Raw genomic sequence first — 16146 nt, forward strand, 5'->3', positions numbered from 1 at the left:
ATGCGGCGCGCGCCGCGTTGGACGGCTCGCCGCCGGTGGTAGCAAGCAGGGACAGGCGCGCCGGACGCGGGCGTGCGGCCGGACGCGACGGGGAGGTGCGGGACGGTGTCCCAAGGACGGCGGATCCGGATCCGCGCGGGGCGCCGGGAGGTGCGCGGGTCCGCCAGGCGGCCCGGCGTCCGGGTGTTCCCCGCACTGAACACGGCCGCCGCCTACTCCTGGCGGCTGCTCGTCGTGGGGGCCGTCGTCTACGCCGTGTTCGCCACCCTGGGACGGTTCCACGAGATCGCGGTGGCCGTCTTCCTCGGGCTGGTCGGCACCGCCATGCTGCGGCCGCTCGCCGATCTGCTCGCCCGCGCCATTCCGCGCTCGCTGGCCGTCGCCGTCTCGCTGATCGGCAGCATCCTCGTCGTCTTCGGCATCCTGGCGCTGGTCGGCGAGGTGGTGGCCGGCGAGACCGGCGGGCTGCAGCGCGAGTTCGGCGCGGGACTGTCACGGATCGAGCGCTGGCTGGAGGCCCCGCCGTTCCGGCTCGACCCCGAGGCGCTCACCGACCTGCAGTCGAAGATCGGGCAGTGGCTCTCCAGCCACCGGTCGACCCTGATCAGCACCGCGCTCAGCGGCGCCGGGCGTCTGGTCGAGGTGCTGACGGTCTTCGCGCTGGCGCTGTTCTGCTCGGTGTTCTTCCTGCACTCCGGCGACCGGCAGTGGTCCTGGTTCTGCGGGCAGCTGCCGAGGTCGGTCCGCGGCCGGGTGTCGCTGGCGGGCCGTGCGGCATGGCGTACGTTCACCGGCTACACCCACGGGATCGTGCTGGTGGCGGGGACCAACGCGATCCTGGTGGGGGTGGCGCTGTACCTGCTCGGGGTGCCGCTCGCACTGCCGCTGGCACTGCTGGAGTTCTTCGCCGCGTTCGTGCCGCTGATCGGCTCGCCCATCGCCCTGGCGGTCGCCGCCGTGGTGGCGCTGGCCGCCAAGGGTCCCATCATCGCGGCGGTCGTCGTCTGCCTGATCGTCGTCATCGGCCAGATCGAAGGCCACGTGCTGCACCCGCTGGTGATGAGCTGGGCGGTGCGCCTGCATCCGGTGGTCGTCGCCCTCACCGTCATCGGCGGGGCCATCGCCGCCGGGGTGATCGGCGCGGTGGTGGCGGTCCCGTTGGTATCCGTCCTCTGGTCGATGTACCAGGCGCTGCGCACCGCGGAGTAGGACGCGCAAGTTTTTGCGGTGCTTCCGCAACCCCCTGTCGGCTGGACGACACTCCAGCGCAAGCCCGTGTCGGCTGAGATGAAAGCCCGGTCGAGGGCATAGACGCCCGGAAGCACCTCTGCAACTATCGGCTCGGGCCGCGCAATTACCAAAGCAATCAACGCAATTTTCTCTGCGTGGCAGCCGTACCGCATGTGACATGTCATGGCACCAACAACTCTGACGAGAGGCACAGGGACGACATGCCAAGGAAACGGTTCATCCGACGGCTGCTGGCGGGGGTGATCGCGGCCGGCCTGGTGCTGCTCGGCCAGTCGGCCCTGCCCGCCGCGGCCGCCGGCGGCCCCAACCTCGCCGCGGGAGCGCCGGCCACCGCGAGCAGTTCCCACGCCGAGTACGGGGTCGCCAACATCACCGACGGCAACCAGAACACCTACTGGCAGAGCGCGGGCAGTTCCTTCCCGCAGTGGGTCCAGGTCGACCTGGGCGGCAGCACCAGCATCGACCAGGTCGTCGTCAAGCTCCCCGCCGCCTGGGAGGCCAGGACCGAGACCTTCGCGGTGCAGGGCAGCCCCGACGGCACCACCTTCTCCACGCTCTCCGGCTCGGCCGCGCGGAACTTCGGCCCCGGCTCGGGCAACACGGTGACCATCGACTTCGCGGCCACCCCCACCCGGTTCGTACGGCTGAACATCACCGCCAACACCGGCTGGCCCGCCGCCCAGATCTCCGAGCTCGAGGTGCACGGCTCCGCCACCTCCACCGACGACCTCGCCCGGGGCCGCACCCTCACCGCGAGCAGCGGCAACGCGCCCTACGTGGCCGCCAACGCCAACGACGGCAACCAGACCACCTACTGGGAGAGCGCCGGCAGCACCTTCCCGCAGTGGATCCAGGCCGACCTGGGGTCCTCGGTCGCGGTCACCAAGGTGGTGCTGAAGCTGCCGCCCTCGTGGGAGGCCCGGACGCAGACGCTGTCCCTGCGCGGCAGCACCAACGGCACGTCCTTCAGCGACCTGGTGGCGTCCCGCGACTACTCCTTCAAACCGGCCGACAACAACACCGTCACGATCAGCCTGAGCAGCACGACCACCCGCTACCTGCGGGTCGACGTCACCGGCAACACCGGATGGGCCGCCGCGCAGCTGTCGGAGCTGGAGGTCTACGGCCCGGCCTCCGGTGACACCACCGCGCCGAACGCGCCCACCGGCCTGGCCTACACCGAGCCCGGCTCCGGCCAGATCCGACTGACCTGGAACGCCGCGACCGACAACGTCGGCGTCACCGGCTACGACGTCTACGCCGACGGCGAGCTGCGCACCAGCGTCTCCGGCAGCACGCTCGCCTTCACCGACAACCAGCCCGACAGCTCCACCGTCAGCTACTTCGTGCGCGCCAAGGACGCGGCCGGCAACGTCTCGGGCAACAGCAACACCGTCACCCGGACGGGCTCCGGCGGCGACACGCAGGCGCCCAGCCAGCCGGGCGACCTCGCCCTCACCCAGCCCTCCTCCGGCCAGGTCAAGCTGACCTGGACCGCCGCCGGCGACAACGTCGGCGTGACCGGCTACGAGGTGTACGCCAACGAGGTGCTGCGCACCACGGTGTCGGGCACCACGCTCACGTACACCGACAGCCAGCCCGACAGCGCGACCGTCTCCTACTACGTGAGGGCCAAGGACGCGGCGGGCAACCGCAGCGTCGCCAGCACCACCGTCACCCGCAACGGCTCGGGCGGCACCGGCTCCAACCTGGCCGTGGGCAAGCCGATCACGGCGTCGTCCAGCACGCAGAACTTCGTCGCGGCCAACGCCAACGACAACAGCGTCACCACCTACTGGGAGGGCGCCGGCGGCAGCTACCCGAACACGCTGACCGTCTCCCTAGGGGCGAACGCCGACGTCACCTCGCTGGTCCTCAAGCTCAACCCGGACAGCGCCTGGGGCACCCGCACCCAGACCGTCCAGGTGCTCGGCCGGGAACAGGGCGCGAGTGGCTTCACCAGCCTCAAGGCGGCGGCCGGCTACTCCTTCAACCCGTCCTCCGCGAACACGGTGACCATCCCGGTCAGCGCACGGGTCGCCGACGTACGGCTGCAGTTCACCGCCAACAGCGGCGCCGCCGCGGGCCAGCTGGCGGAGTTCCAGGTGATCGGCACTCCGGCGCCGAACCCGGACCTGACCGTCACCGGCATGTCGGTCTCCCCCGGCGCGCCGGTCGAGACCGACTCGGTGAGCCTGTCCGCGACCGTGCGCAACATCGGCGAGCTGGCCTCGGGCGCCACGAACGTCACCTTCTACCTGGGCACCACCAAGGTCGGCACCGCCGCCGTCGGCGGGCTGGCGGCCGGTGCCTCGACCACCGTGACGGCGAGCATCGGCGTACGGGGCGCGGGCAGCTACCCGTTGAGCGCCAAGGTCGACGAGGCCGGGGACGTCATCGAGCAGAACGACACCAACAACGCCTACAACAGCCCGACCCCGCTGGTCGTCAGGCCGGTCGACAGCTCCGACCTGATCGCCTCCCCCACCGGCTGGTCCCCCGGCAACCCGGCCAAGGGCAACACGGTCACCTTCTCGGTGGCGATCAGGAACCAGGGCACGGTCGCCTCCGCGGGCGGCTCCCACGGCATCACCGTCACGGTCACCGACTCCGTCTCCGGCTCCGTCGTCAAGACGCTGACCGGCTCCTACAACGGCGCCATCGCCGCGGGCAGCACCACGAGCCCCGTCTCGCTGGGCACCTGGACCGCCGCCAACGGCAAGTACACCGTCAAGACCGTCATCGCGCCCGACACGAACGAACTGGCGGTCAAGCAGCAGAACAACACGAGCACCCAGTCCCTCTTCGTCGGACGCGGCGCCAACATGCCGTACGACATGTACGAGGCGGAGGACGGGGTCCTCGGCGGGAGCGCCGCCCTGGTCGGGCCCAACCGCACCGTCGGCGACCCGGCGGGCGAGGCGTCCGGCCGCAAGGCCGTCACGCTGAACAGCACCGGCAGCTCGGTGGAGTTCACCACCAGGGCCAGCACCAACACCCTGGTCGTGCGCTACTCCATCCCCGACGCCGCGGGCGGCGGCGGGATCAACTCCACCCTGAACGTGTACGTCAACGGCAGCTTCCTCAAGGCCATCGACCTCACCTCCAAGTACGCGTGGCTGTACGGCAGCGAGACCGCCCCCGGCAACAACCCTGGTGACGGCAGCCCCCGCCACATCTACGACGAGGCCAACATGATGCTCGGCACGACCGTGCCGGCCGGATCGAAGATCAAGCTGCAGAAGGACGCCGCCAACGGCAGCCAGTACGCGATCGACTTCGTCAACACCGAGCAGGTCTCGCCGATCGCCAACCCCGACCCCGCTGCCTACACCGCGCCGACCGGGTTCACCCACCAGGACGTGCAGAACGCCCTGGACAAGGCCCGGATGGACACCACGGGCACCCTGAAGGGGGTCTACCTGCCGCCGGGCGACTACGAGACGGGCAGCAAGTTCCAGGTCTACGGCAAGTCCGTGAAGATCATCGGCGCGGGCCCCTGGTACGCCCGCTTCCACACGCCGGCCGGCCAGTCCAACACCGACGCGGGCTTCCGCGCCGACTCCACGGCCAACGGCTCGTCCTTCTCGGGCTTCTCCTTCTTCGGCAACTACACCTCACGCATCGACGGCCCCGGCAAGGTCTTCGACTTCGCCAACGTCGCAAACATGACCATCGACAACGTCTGGAACGAGCACACGGTCTGCCTCTACTGGGGCGCCAACACCGACGACGTCACCATCAAGAACTCCCGGATCCGCGACACCTTCGCCGACGGCGTCAACATGACCAACGGCAGCACGGACAACCACCTCGACAACATCGAGGCCCGTGCCACGGGTGACGACAGCTTCGCCCTCTTCTCGGCGATCGACGCCGGCGGGGCGGACGAGAAGAACAACCTCTACGAGAACCTGACGTCCCTGCTGACCTGGCGCGCCGCGGGCATCGCCGTCTACGGCGGCTACGCCAACACCTTCCGCAACATCCTCGTCGCGGACACCCTGGTCTACTCGGGCGTCACGATCAGCTCCCTGGACTTCGGCTACCCGATGAACGGCTTCGGGACCGAGCCGACCAATCTCCAGAACATCTCCATCGTCCGCTGCGGCGGCCACTTCTGGGGCAGCCAGACCTTCCCGGGCATCTGGCTCTTCTCCGCCTCGAAGGTCTTCCAGGGCATCCGCGTCAGCGACGTGGACATCGTGGACCCGACCTACAGCGGGATCATGTTCCAGACGAACTACGTGGGCGGTCAGCCGCAGAACCCGATCAAGGACACGGTCCTCACCAATGTGTCCATCACCGGTGCCCACCGCAGCGGCGACGCCTACGACGCCAAGTCGGGCTTCGGCCTGTGGGCCAACGAGATGCCGGAGTCGGGACAGGGTCCGGCGGTCGGCTCCGTCACCTTCAACAACCTGACCATGAACGACAACTACCTGAACATCAAGAACACCACGTCCACCTTCACCATCAACGTCAACCCGTAGCGCGGGGACGCGCGGGCGCCGTGGTCCCGGCCGGTTCTCCGGCCGGGACCACGGCGCTCCGTCATCCCCGCCGCCCGCGGCCGTACGCCCACGAACCCCACCACGCCGGGATCGGCGGATCAGCGGGGGCGGACGTCGGCTGGTCCGGGTGGAGTCCGAGCCGACGCAGTGCGGCGGCGTCGATCCTCACGCCGTAGGTGCCGTGCCAGTGCCCGTCCTCCCCGATCCCGCAGGCGAGGTCGATTATCAGCTCATGGTCGGCGAACGGCCACCAGTCGATCCCCCGGTCCCGCAGTCAACGTGCCGTCAGCTCGGTGGGCCGGGGGCAGCCCGGCAGGTTCTCGTAGCCGAAGAGGGTCACCCATGTGTCCGGTTCGCGGTCCATGCCGCCATGCTCGCGCAGCACGACGGCGTGCCGCAGCGGATTTCCGCCGCGGCACGCCGTGGAGGGGACGGGGTGGGCCGTGCCGGCCACGGGGATGCGGCGGCACGGCCCGGATCGGGTGCCGGTCAGCGGCGGCCGCTCCAGGACTTCACGTCGACGACCCGGCGGTGGTCGTTGCGCAGGGTCGCGGCGTCGCGGCGGTCCCAGACGGAGTTGCGGCGGTCCTGGAAGACGTCGCGCCGGGTGTCACGGCCGAAGCCGGTGTGCACGCGCACCTTCGAGTGCCCGACGAGCCACACGTTGTTGAAGCGGTAGCGGTTGCCGTCGCGGTCCGACAGGGTCCAGCCGCGCAGGTTGACCGAGCGGCGGCCGGTGTTCACCACTTCGATCCATTCGCCGCCGCCGCGCCCGAAGCGGCCGTGGCCGTCGCGGGTGTTGACCTCACCGATGACCACCGAAGACCGTCCGTGGTCGCGGCCGTGGTCGCGGCCGTCCGCCGCGGTGGCCGGCAGGGCGGCGCCGGCGACGATCGCTCCGGAGGCGAGGACGGTGGCGATGACGCGACGGGTGATACGAGCAGACATGATGCCCCCTCAACAAGGTGCGTTCCAGGCCCTTTCGGGCCGTTCCCGCGGTGCGGATGCTTCGGCGGTTGCCGATGACCCAACTCTGACCCGGCGGCGGCGCGCACAACCGGAACAATCGCTTCGCGTTACAGAATGCGGACATATCCGTAACTGTTAGCTGTAAGCGACATCTGTCAATCTCAGCTGAAATATCGACTGCCTGCGTGATGCACCCATCCGCCGGGCACCGCCGTGCGGGCTTTTCGGTGTCACCCACACGAGTGTCCTGATCGCCGGGCGGCCCCCGGCAGCCGGAGAAGGGCCCCGGTAACGGAGAATCGCGCCATGACGACACGCGGCACGGACCACGGGGGCGTTCCGGGGCATGACCACGGCTATCTGCTGGACAACCGCCGGGCCGAGGCGGGGACACGCTTCGAGGCCTTCGCCGAGCTCTTCGACCCGGTGACGTTCCGGCACGTCGACGCGCTCGGCGTCGGGTCCGGGATGCGCTGCTGGGAGGTGGGTGCCGGGGGCGCCTCGGTGCCTCTCGGACTGGCCGCGCGGGTCGGCCCCGGCGGCGCCGTGGTCGCCACCGACATCGACGTGTCGTGGGCCCGTGACGCCACGGGAGGCGTCGTCCGGGTGCTGCGGCACGACGTCGCCGCCGACCCCGCCCCGCCGGGCGGCTTCGACCTCGTCCACGCCCGGCTGGTGCTGGTGCACGTCACCGACCGGGCGGAGGCGCTGCGGCGTATGGTCGGCGCGCTGCGCCCCGGCGGCCGGCTGCTGCTGGAGGACGCCGATCCCGGGCTGCAGCCGCTGCTCTGCCCGGACGAGTCCGGACCGGAGCAGCGGCTCGCCAACCGCCTGCGCTCGGGCTTCCGCGCGCTGATGGCCGAGCGCGGGGCGGACCTGGCCTACGGGCGGAGGCTGCCGCGCCTGCTGCGGGAGGCCGGGCTGGAGGAGGTCGGGGCCGACGCGTACTTCCCGATCACGTCACCGGCCTGCGCCGTCCTGGAGGCGGCCACGGTGCGGCACATCAGGGACCGGCTCGTGTCGGCCGGGTTGGCCACCGACGAGGAGGTCGACCGCCATCTGGCGAACGTCGCCACGGGCACGCTCGACCTGGCCACGGCGCCCATGGTCTCCGCCTGGGGCCGCCGGCCGCTCAGCGCGGCGGGGTCCACCCCGGATCCCGGCCGGTGAGACCGACCAGCCGGTCCAGCGCCGGCGCGGAGTCCGGGACCGGTACGGGCCGGCCGAAGGGCCCCGAGCCGTCGCCGGATGCCGCCCGGGCAGCCGTGAGCAGGGCGAGCGCGATCTCCGTGCCCGGCTCGTCGGGGTGGTGGTCGAGCCCCGTCGCCCGGGCCAGGTCCCAGCCGTGGACCAGCAGCTCGTTCAGCGCGAAACGGCCCGCGGCGTCCGCGGGCAGGGCGATCCCGCCGGCCCGCGTCTCGCCCTCCCACGCCCCGGGGCCGTTCCAGGCCTCCGCCACCTCGGTCAGCAGGACGGGCAGCAGCTCGCGCCAGGCGGCGGGGAGCTCGGGGACGGATGCGCCGGGATCAGTGTCCGTGGCCGGGCCGAAGTCCTTGCGGGCGGCGTCGCGGAAGGCGGCGCAGAGCCCGGCGATGTGCCCGATGAGGTGCGCCACGGTGTAGTCGGGACAGGGGGTGGGCGCGTCGAGGTGCTTGTCGCCGATCTGCTCCAGCAGTGCGCTCACGTCCCGGGCGGCCGGGCGGAGGTCGGGATGAGACGTCATGGGGATCCCCTGGGTCGGTTGCCGTCACCGTTGAGGACCGGTGCGGTGCCCCGAACTCATCGCCGTACGCCGAAACGGCCTCCGTTGGTCGCGTTCTGGCAGGTCACGGCGGCGGCACACGCACCGCGTGCCCCAGATCTTGACCGCGGGCAGTATTGGTCTGTGGGAATCCTTGGGTGTGCCAGGGCCGGGTGGGCGTGACGGGTGGACATGCGCGGCACGCTGTTCGCCGACGCCCCTGACGGTTTCCCCCGGTCCAGAGGCGACGCCTTCGCCGTCGTCGACGCACGGGGCACCGTGACGAACTGGACCCCCGGCGCGGAGCGGCTGCTCGGCTGGGCGGCCGCAGAGGCCCGCGGGCCGGTGTCCCGGCTGCTGTGGTCCCGCGCCGACGGCGCCCGCCTCGCGGGCCTCGTCTGCCCCGAGCACTCGGTCTTCCTGGGTCCGCTGCTGCTGCGGCACCGGGAGGGCACGCCCGTCGGGGTGGTGCTGTGGGGACATCCCCTCGCGCCGGACCAGTGGCTGCTGCAGGCGGAGAACGCCGAGGCGGTGCGGCATGACGACCTGCTCGGTGCGCTGCTGCACGGCCTGTTCACGGAGTCCCCGTTCATCATCGACGTCTTCGACACGGACCTGTGCTTCCTGGCCCGCAACGACTCCCAGATCCGCGCGACGGGCTTCCCCGACGACTTCGTCGGGCGCACCATGCGCGAGGTGTCGCCGCCCGGTCTGCTGGACACGGACGCCTTCGAGGCGCGCCAGCGCCTGGTGCTCACCTCGGGCCGGGCGATGATCGGCAGCGAGGTGCGCGGCCGCGACCCCCGCGACCCGGACCGGGACACCGTCTGGTCGGAGACGATCCTGCCGCTGCGCGGCGCCGACGGTGACGTGGTGGCCCTGGCGCACATGGTCTTCGACCTCACCACGGAGGCCCGGGCCCGGGAACGGCTCGACCTGGTCAACGAGGCCAGCGCGCGGATCGGCAGCACCCTGGACGTGCTGCACACGGCGCAGGAGCTGACGGACGTGGCGGTGCCGCGGTTCGCCGACTTCAGTTACGTCAACCTGCTGGACACGGTGCTGGGCGGTGAGGAGCCGCTGCCCGGGCCGGTCGCCGAGACGGTGCCCCTGCGCCGCGCGGCCGCGACCATGGTCCCCGACGGCCCGGCGCGGACCGTGGTCTCGCCGGGTGAGGTGGACCGCTTTGCGTCCATGCCCGGCACCCCGGCCGCCCGGGCCCTGGCCACCGGAAAGCCGGTCCTGCTGACCGGCGAGGAGCTGCTGGTCGAGCTCGAGGCCGCCGATCCCGCCCGGGCGCAGCTGATCCGCGGCTTCGCCGTGCGGTCCTGGCTGCTGGTGCCGATGTTCGCACGGGGGGCGGCGCTGGGCGTGGTGCTCTTCGTACGGTTCAGCCGGGCGCACTCCTTCGAGGCGGACGACGTCCTGCTCGCCCAGGAGTTCGCCGCGCGTGCCGCGGTCTGCATCGACAACGCCAGCCGCTACACCCGTGAACGCGCCACGGCGATGACACTGCAGCGCAACCTCCTGCCGCAGCGGCTGCCGGTGCTGGCGACCGTGGAGACCGCCTCGCGCCACCTGTCCCGCGGCGGCCACGCCGGGCTCGGCGGCAGCTGGTTCGACGTCATCCCGCTCTCCGGCGCGCGTACCGCCCTGGTCATCGGCGAGGCGGGCGGGCGCGGGCTGCACTCGGCGGTGTCCATGGGCCGGCTCCGGACGGCGGTGCGGACGCTGGCGGACCTGGACATGGCGCCCGAGGAACTACTGACGCATCTGAGCGACCAGGTCAAGCGCTTCCAGGACGAGCAGGGCGGCCCCACGCCCGGGGCCACGGCCCCGACCTGCCTCTACGCGATCTTCGACCCGATCACCATGCGCTCCCTCATGGCGAGCGCCGGACACGCGATGCCGGCACGGCTGAGTCCCGACGGCGAGGTGTCGGTGTCCGGGACCCCGGCGACACCCGCGCTGGGCACCGGTGGCGTGCCGTTCGAGTGCGCGGAGATGGCCCACGCCGACGGTGACCTCCTCGCCCTGTACACCGACGGACTGCTCGCCCCGGAGTCCGGGGGCGGGGCGGTGCTCCGGCTGGGCGAGGCGCTGGCCGGGGCCGGTGCCTCCGCCGGGAGCGAGCCCGGCGAGGTCGCCGACGAGACCCTGCGCCGGCTGGTGCCCGGCGGGCATCCCGGGGAGGACGTGTCGCTCCTGGTGGCACGGCTGCACCGGCTGCCGCCGGACCGGTACGCGACCTGGGACCTGCCGGACGCGCCGGAGTCCGTCGGGCGGGCGCGCGGGCTGGTGACCGGGAAACTCGCCGAATGGGACCTGGCGGAGCTGGAGTTCACCACCGAGCTGCTGGTCAGCGAGCTGGTCACGAACGCGATCCGCTACGGCTCGCCGCCGGTGCGGCTGCGGCTGATCCGCGATCGCCGGCTGATCTGCGAGGTCGGGGACGGAAGCAGCACCTCGCCGCACGTCCGTCGCGCCCTGGAGACGGACGAGGGCGGCCGCGGGCTCTACCTGGTCTCGCAGCTCGCGTCGCTGTGGGGCACGCGCTACCACGCCCGCGGCAAGACCCTCTGGGCCGAGCAGCCGCTGCCCGCACCGGACGGGGCGCCGGGCGATGCCTGACCGCCGTCGGCACCGCGGCGGCCGGTGCGTCAGGCGGCCCCGGTCCCGCACGCGCCGCCGGTCAGGGCGGGGACGGGCAGCTCGGTGACGGGCGCGACACCGGAGGTGCTGCGCAGCAGGAGCAGCGCCGCGTCGTCGTGCAGCCTGCCGCCGACGTGGTGCAGCAGGTCCTCGTGGAGCGCGGCCAGGGTACGCGCCGGGTCGTCGGTCAGATGGCGCGTGACGCGCTCGTCCAGGGGGTAGAAGCGGCGGCCGTGGTCGCGGGCCTCGACGACACCGTCGGTGTACAGCAGCAACTGGTCGCCCTCGGAGAACGGCAGCACCTGGAGCTCCGGCTCCTCCCCGGCCAGCGCGCGCAGCCCCAGCGGCGGGACGTGGCCGGAGGACTCGACGGCGACGACGTCGCCCCCGCGCAGCAGCAGCGGGTGGGCGTGGCCGCAGTTGACGACCTCCATGCGGCCCGGGCGCGGGTGCCCGACGACGACTGCGGTGACGAAGTCGTCCGGGCCGAGGTTGCGGGCCAGACTGCGCTCGATCCGGTCGACGACGTCGAGCAGGTCGGGCTCGTCGTACGCCGCCTCGCGGAACACGCCCAGCACCAGGGCGGCGGTGCTCACCGCCGGCAGCCCCTTGCCGCGGACGTCGCCCACGATCAGCCGCACCCCGTACGGCGTGGGCACCAGGGCGTACAGGTCGCCGCCGATCCGGGCCTCCGCCGCGGCCGCGCTGTAGCGCACGGCGACCTGGAAGGGGCCGACCGTCTCCGGCACGGGGAGCAGCAGCGCATGCTGCGCGGCCTCGGCGACCGAACGGACGGCCGCGAGCACGCGTTCACGGCGTTTGCGGACGGCTGCGCCCAGCCCGCTCGCCAGGGTGACCGCAGTCAGCGCGCCCAGCACGATGGCCAGCTTGTCGCCGGGCGTGTCGTTGTAGGCGCCGAGGACGGCGGCCAGCGCCACGGCGAGCACACCGGCTCGCAGCACGCGCCAGGGGCCTCCGACGGCCGCGGCGAGCGCCGGCCCGACGGCGAGCAGCGGCAGCCAGTCCGGGCCGCTGCCGCTGGCGAAGGCGACGAAGGCCACCGCGCAGATGACCAGAAAGGGCGTTCCCGTGGCGGCCTGCCACGCCGGCCGGCCGCCGTGCCGCTGGTCCGGGGCTTGACTCATGTTCGTCCGCAATCCCTGCCTGTGTGAGGCGTCACACCGCCGCTGTCCGTTTCGACCAGTTAATGGGTGTATGCGGCTCGGCCACAAGGGCGGGGATTTCAGATAGTGAGCGACAGCCCCCGGGTCACCCGGCTCGCCGTCGCGAGCAGCTTGGCGCGCACCTCGTCGCGCGCGGCGACCCGGTCCGCGCGGAGCGACACACCGAGCGAGCCCAGGGTGCCGCCGCTGTAGACGGGCACCGCGACGCAGACGGTGCCGAGGGCGTACTCCTCCAGGTCCATGACGGCGGGAGGGGCGGGTACGTCCTCCAGGCGCCGCAGCAGCTCGGTGCGGCGGGTGATCGTGCGCGGGGTCAGATCGGCCAGCGGGTGCCGGGAGAGGTAGTCGTTGCGGGACTCCTCGTCCAGCTCGCGCAGCACGCACTTGCCGAGCGCGGTGGCGTGTCCCGCGTCGTCGAAGCCCACCCAGAGGTCGACCCGCGGGGTGCGGGGGCCGTCGACGATGTCCGCCACCCGGATCTCGCCGTCCTCGTAGAAGGTCAGATAGGCGGCGGCCGACAGGTCGTCGCGCAGCGCGGCCAGCGCCGGCCGGACGCGGCTGAGCGGCATCTGCGGGCGGCTCGCGGCGTGCAGGGCCTCGAGCTTCTCACCGAGGGCGAAGCCGCCGTCGTCGAGCTTGCGCACGTAGCCGTCGTGGGTGAGGGTCCGCAGCAGGTGGTAGGCGGTGGCGAGCGGCAGTTCCGTCTCGCGCGCCAGCTGTTTCGCCGGCGCACCGGACTCGTGTGCGCCCACCGCCTCCAGCAGGCGGAAGGCCCGCTGGACGGACGTGATGAGCGTCGGCCCGCCCTGAGCAGCCATGCCTCCAGCCTGCGCCCCTCGCCGGACCCCGGCAAGCGACGGGAACACCGCACCGCAGGTCTCGTCCCCTTCCGTGCGCAGATGCCGGCGCCCCCGCGCGCCGTCGTGCCACGGTGACGGCGGTACGGTGCTGGTCCCGGGGGGAGCGGTGCCGATGGACCTCGTCGTCACGACACAGGCGCAGGACGCCGGGGACGGGCTGCGCCCGTTCCACAGCCGGCTGCTCGACGCCGACCCCTGTGTGCGGCGCAACGCCGACGTCACCCTCGCCGGGCACGGCCCCGCGCCCGGCGGCGCCCCGGACGGTGTGCGGATCGTCCTCGACGGCGGCTTCCGGCCGGCCGATCTCGCCGCGGCCTGGCCGGCCTGGCGCGCGGCCCGCCCCTCGGCCCCGGAGATGACCTTCGGGCAGGACGGCGTCGCCGTCGCCCTGTCCGGGCAGGACATCGATACCGCCACCCGTGCCCTCGAGGCACTCCGCGCCACCGACCGCCGTGACCGGACGGCGCGGTGCCGGGGGGGGCCGCGACGATGAGTTCCGGGGGCCCGCGCCGTCATCAAGGGTGCGGACGACACCACCGGAGGCATTCGATGATCGACAAGCAGTTCACCGCCACATTGCGGAAGAGCCCGGCCAAGGGCGGCTGGACCTACGTCGTCTGGCCCGAGGCCGCGGAGTTCTTCGGCACCCGCGGGCTGGTCAAGGTACGGGGCACGATCGACGGGCAGCCGTTCCGCAGTTCGTTCATGGCCCTCGGCGACGGCACCCACAAGCTGCCGGTGAACGCCGGGATCCGCAAGGCCATCGGCAAGAGCGAGGGGGACACCGTGACCGTGCGCCTGGAGGAACGGCTGGACCGCTGAGGGGCGTGCGGCCCGTTCAGCCCGCCTCCGCCAGGGCGCGCACCGTGCCGGCCAGGGACCGCCAGGCCAGGTCGGAGTCGGACGTGGCGGTGTGCGGGGAACGGAAGTCGCCGAGGTAGGCGGCGACGTCCGCCAACCGCCAACGCAGGCCGTGGAGGGCGAGGGCTTCCGGATCCGGGCGGCGGCCGGTCGCGTCCTGGTAGCGGTCGAGGTCCTCGGGCCCGGTGGCGACCAGCCACAGATCACGCTCGGGAAGGGCGAGGCCCACGGTGTCCCAGTCGACCAGCGCGTACCCCGCGCCCTGGCGCAGCAGGTTGCCGGGGTGCGGCTCGCCATGGGTGACGACGCGTTCGCCTCCCGCGCCTTCGAGGGCGCCGGCACGCCGGTCGAACTCGTCGAGCCGCCGCCGGAGCACCCCGGCGTGCTCCCTCGTCAGCTCCCTGGCCCGCCCGGCGTACGGGCCCCCCTGCCAGGGGTCGCGCAGCCCGGCGAGTGCCGACTCCAGGGCTGCGCGGCCCGGGAGCGCGAGCCGCACACGTGGGGTGGGCTCCGGAGGCGGCGTCCGGTGGAGCACGGCCAGGGTGTCCAGCACGGCGCCGCGTTCGCGCGCGCCGAGGCGGTCGCCGAATCGGCCGGCGACGCCGTCCGCGTGGGGGAAGACGCTCACCCCGTACCGGGCGCCGACCCGGTGCACCGTACCGCCGCTCGCGGCGGGGACCGGCGCGACCACGAAATCCCGTCCGGCGCGCTCCCGCAGGGCGAGGGCGGTGTCCATGGCCCGGCTCAGTCCCTCGAAGGCGGCGTCGGCGCCCGCGCCGCAGTGGCTCTTGTGCGCCAGGTCGGCGACGGTGACGAACCAGCGGCGGCCGCGGGCGTCGTCCGCCGTCCAGTGGTAGTCGCCGAAGCCCACGGGCTCGTACGTCCATGACGCCACGTCAATCCCCCAACCGCGCAGCGCGTCACCCAGCTCCGGCTCGCCGATCCCCTCGGGCCGTTCTCTCATACGGCGACCCTACGAAACGGCTTCCGCCGGGGTCCAGGGCGGGGCGGCGGCGAGGGGAAAGCGCATGCGGCATAGAGTGCTGATCATCCGTCCCCCCGGAAGGATCGACGTACATGTATGACGCACTCCTCGCCGAGACCGTGACCGTGACCGTCACCGGCCACGGCGGCGACCGCATCGAGGCGTACTCCGCCCGCCCCATGGCCCCCGGTCCCTTCGGCGGCGTCGTGGTGATCCACCACATGCCCGGCTACGACGACTCCACCAAGGAGATCACCCGGCGGTTCGCGGCGGAGGGCTTCGCGGCCGTCTGCCCGAACCTCTACAGCCGTGAGGCGCCCGGCGCGTCGCCGGACGACGCGGCCGCGGCGGCACGCGCGCGGGGCGGCGTGCCCGACGAGCGGTTCCTGGGGGACGCCGCGGGCGCCACCGAGTACCTGCGGGGCCTGCCGTCGTCCAACGGCAAGGTCGGCGTGATCGGTTACTGCTCCGGCGGGCGCCAGGCCTTCCTCGCCCTGGCCTCGCTTGACGTGCAGGCCGGCGTGGACTGCTACGGCGCCTTCGTCGCGGGCCGGCCGCCGGAGGGCTTCCCGCTCCAGGTCGAGCCCATCGTCCACCTGACGAAGGACCTGCACGGCCCGCTGCTGGGGCTGTTCGGCGCGGAGGACAGCTACCCCTCCCCCGAGCACGTCGCCGAACTGGAGGCCGAGCTCAAGGCGCAGGGCAAGCCGTACGAGTTCCACACCTACGAGAACGCCGGCCACGCCTTCTTCGCCGTGAACCGTCCGAGCTACCGCAACGAGGCGGCGGTCGACGGCTGGTCGAAGGTCCTGGCCTTCTTCAGGGAGCACCTCTGATGTGCACGTACCTCACCGAGAAGATCCGCATCGACGGCAGCGGCAAGGGCGCCCAGGGCTACTTCGGGCTGACCGAGGCCATGGTCTACGTCGACCACCCGCAGCACGCGCCGTACGAGCACGCCGTCAACATCGACTTCCTCAACCCGGCGCTGGGGCCGTCGGCCCGGGTCGCCGTCGAGCTCACCGAGGAGGCGGCGCTGGCCCTGGTCGACGCGATCCGCTCCGCGCTGGCGGCCGCCCCACCGGGGCTGGCCTCCTCCGGGCAGGCCGCGCCGGCGGCGCGCTGACGG

The 16146-nt window shown here is 72.7% G+C and carries 13 protein-coding genes; 8 read left to right on the forward strand and 5 right to left on the reverse strand.

Going from position 1 to position 16146, the window contains the following annotated elements:
* Positions 1–150: 150 nt before the first annotated feature.
* The gene (locus OIE69_RS06395) at positions 151–1209 is read left to right on the forward strand and encodes an AI-2E family transporter (RefSeq protein ID WP_326581004.1); all 1059 of its coding nucleotides are present in this window, start codon (positions 151–153) and stop codon (positions 1207–1209) included.
* 242 nt (positions 1210–1451) lie between these two features.
* A complete protein-coding gene (locus OIE69_RS06400) occupies positions 1452–5744 on the forward strand; it encodes a discoidin domain-containing protein (protein ID WP_326570964.1) in 4293 nt (1430 codons plus the stop codon).
* 510 nt (positions 5745–6254) lie between these two features.
* Here the strand turns inward: OIE69_RS06400 and OIE69_RS06410 are convergent.
* A complete protein-coding gene (locus OIE69_RS06410) occupies positions 6255–6713 on the reverse strand; it encodes a lamin tail domain-containing protein (protein WP_326570965.1) in 459 nt (152 codons plus the stop codon).
* Between the two features lie 327 nt (positions 6714–7040).
* Here OIE69_RS06410 and OIE69_RS06415 point away from each other — a divergent pair, with 327 nt between their 5' ends.
* Positions 7041–7904, forward strand: a complete 864-nt coding sequence (locus OIE69_RS06415) for a class I SAM-dependent methyltransferase (RefSeq protein WP_326570966.1) — start codon at positions 7041–7043, stop codon at positions 7902–7904.
* Here OIE69_RS06415 and OIE69_RS06420 read toward each other — a convergent pair.
* Positions 7867–8457: a TIGR03086 family metal-binding protein gene (locus tag OIE69_RS06420; protein WP_326570967.1), complete on the reverse strand. Its 591-nt coding sequence runs from the start codon at positions 8455–8457 to the stop codon at positions 7867–7869. The genes OIE69_RS06415 and OIE69_RS06420 overlap by 38 nt on opposite strands.
* 210 nt (positions 8458–8667) lie before the next feature.
* Between OIE69_RS06420 and OIE69_RS06425 the strand changes: the two genes are divergently transcribed.
* Entirely contained in the window at positions 8668–11106 is a 2439-nt protein-coding gene (locus OIE69_RS06425; RefSeq protein WP_326570968.1) for an ATP-binding SpoIIE family protein phosphatase, read from the forward strand.
* 29 nt (positions 11107–11135) lie between these two features.
* Here the strand turns inward: OIE69_RS06425 and OIE69_RS06430 are convergent, their stop codons facing one another.
* Both OIE69_RS06430 and OIE69_RS06435 read right to left on the reverse strand, forming a co-directional pair.
* Positions 11136–12272 (reverse strand): PP2C family protein-serine/threonine phosphatase, encoded by a 1137-nt coding sequence (locus OIE69_RS06430; protein WP_326570969.1) that lies wholly within the window; start codon positions 12270–12272, stop codon positions 11136–11138.
* Positions 12273–12370: 98 nt separating this feature from the next.
* Positions 12371–13129 (reverse strand): IclR family transcriptional regulator, encoded by a 759-nt coding sequence (locus tag OIE69_RS06435; RefSeq protein WP_326570970.1) that lies wholly within the window; start codon positions 13127–13129, stop codon positions 12371–12373.
* Between the two features lie 154 nt (positions 13130–13283).
* Here OIE69_RS06435 and OIE69_RS06440 point away from each other — a divergent pair, with 154 nt between their 5' ends.
* Positions 13284–13664 carry an effector-associated constant component EACC1 gene (locus OIE69_RS06440; RefSeq protein ID WP_326570971.1) on the forward strand — a complete coding sequence of 127 codons (381 nt, stop codon included), beginning with the start codon at positions 13284–13286 and terminating at the stop codon, positions 13662–13664.
* Positions 13665–13720: 56 nt separating this feature from the next.
* Entirely contained in the window at positions 13721–13993 is a 273-nt protein-coding gene (locus OIE69_RS06445) for a DUF1905 domain-containing protein (protein WP_326570972.1), read from the forward strand.
* A 16-nt stretch (positions 13994–14009) separates the two neighbouring features.
* Here OIE69_RS06445 and OIE69_RS06450 read toward each other — a convergent pair whose 3' ends face one another.
* On the reverse strand, positions 14010–14996 hold the full coding sequence (locus OIE69_RS06450) for a phosphotransferase (RefSeq protein ID WP_326570973.1): 987 nt from the start codon (positions 14994–14996) through the stop codon (positions 14010–14012).
* A gap of 113 nt (positions 14997–15109) precedes the next feature.
* On the opposite strand from OIE69_RS06450, the gene OIE69_RS06455 reads away from it, so the two are divergent.
* On the forward strand, positions 15110–15853 hold the full coding sequence (locus tag OIE69_RS06455) for a dienelactone hydrolase family protein (protein WP_326570974.1): 744 nt from the start codon (positions 15110–15112) through the stop codon (positions 15851–15853).
* The gene (locus OIE69_RS06460; protein ID WP_326570975.1) at positions 15853–16143 is read left to right on the forward strand and encodes a DUF6295 family protein; all 291 of its coding nucleotides are present in this window, start codon (positions 15853–15855) and stop codon (positions 16141–16143) included. Before OIE69_RS06455 ends, OIE69_RS06460 begins: the two co-directional genes overlap by 1 nt.
* The last annotated feature ends 3 nt before the right edge of the window (positions 16144–16146 follow it).

It is taken from the genome of Actinacidiphila glaucinigra (assembly GCF_035918135.1).
GTDB classification, from domain to species: domain Bacteria; phylum Actinomycetota; class Actinomycetes; order Streptomycetales; family Streptomycetaceae; genus Actinacidiphila; species Actinacidiphila glaucinigra.

Coding starts and splice junctions, on each gene's coding strand:
- OIE69_RS06400 (WP_326570964.1), top strand. CDS start 1,452: ATGCCAAGGAAACGGTTCATCCGACGGCTGCTGGCGGGGGTGATCGCG.
- OIE69_RS06410 (WP_326570965.1), bottom strand. CDS start 6,713: ATGTCTGCTCGTATCACCCGTCGCGTCATCGCCACCGTCCTCGCCTCC.
- OIE69_RS06415 (WP_326570966.1), top strand. CDS start 7,041: ATGACGACACGCGGCACGGACCACGGGGGCGTTCCGGGGCATGACCAC.
- OIE69_RS06420 (WP_326570967.1), bottom strand. CDS start 8,457: ATGACGTCTCATCCCGACCTCCGCCCGGCCGCCCGGGACGTGAGCGCA.
- OIE69_RS06425 (WP_326570968.1), top strand. CDS start 8,668: ATGCGCGGCACGCTGTTCGCCGACGCCCCTGACGGTTTCCCCCGGTCC.
- OIE69_RS06430 (WP_326570969.1), bottom strand. CDS start 12,272: ATGAGTCAAGCCCCGGACCAGCGGCACGGCGGCCGGCCGGCGTGGCAG.
- OIE69_RS06435 (WP_326570970.1), bottom strand. CDS start 13,129: ATGGCTGCTCAGGGCGGGCCGACGCTCATCACGTCCGTCCAGCGGGCC.
- OIE69_RS06440 (WP_326570971.1), top strand. CDS start 13,284: ATGGACCTCGTCGTCACGACACAGGCGCAGGACGCCGGGGACGGGCTG.
- OIE69_RS06445 (WP_326570972.1), top strand. CDS start 13,721: ATGATCGACAAGCAGTTCACCGCCACATTGCGGAAGAGCCCGGCCAAG.
- OIE69_RS06450 (WP_326570973.1), bottom strand. CDS start 14,996: ATGAGAGAACGGCCCGAGGGGATCGGCGAGCCGGAGCTGGGTGACGCG.
- OIE69_RS06455 (WP_326570974.1), top strand. CDS start 15,110: ATGTATGACGCACTCCTCGCCGAGACCGTGACCGTGACCGTCACCGGC.
- OIE69_RS06460 (WP_326570975.1), top strand. CDS start 15,853: ATGTGCACGTACCTCACCGAGAAGATCCGCATCGACGGCAGCGGCAAG.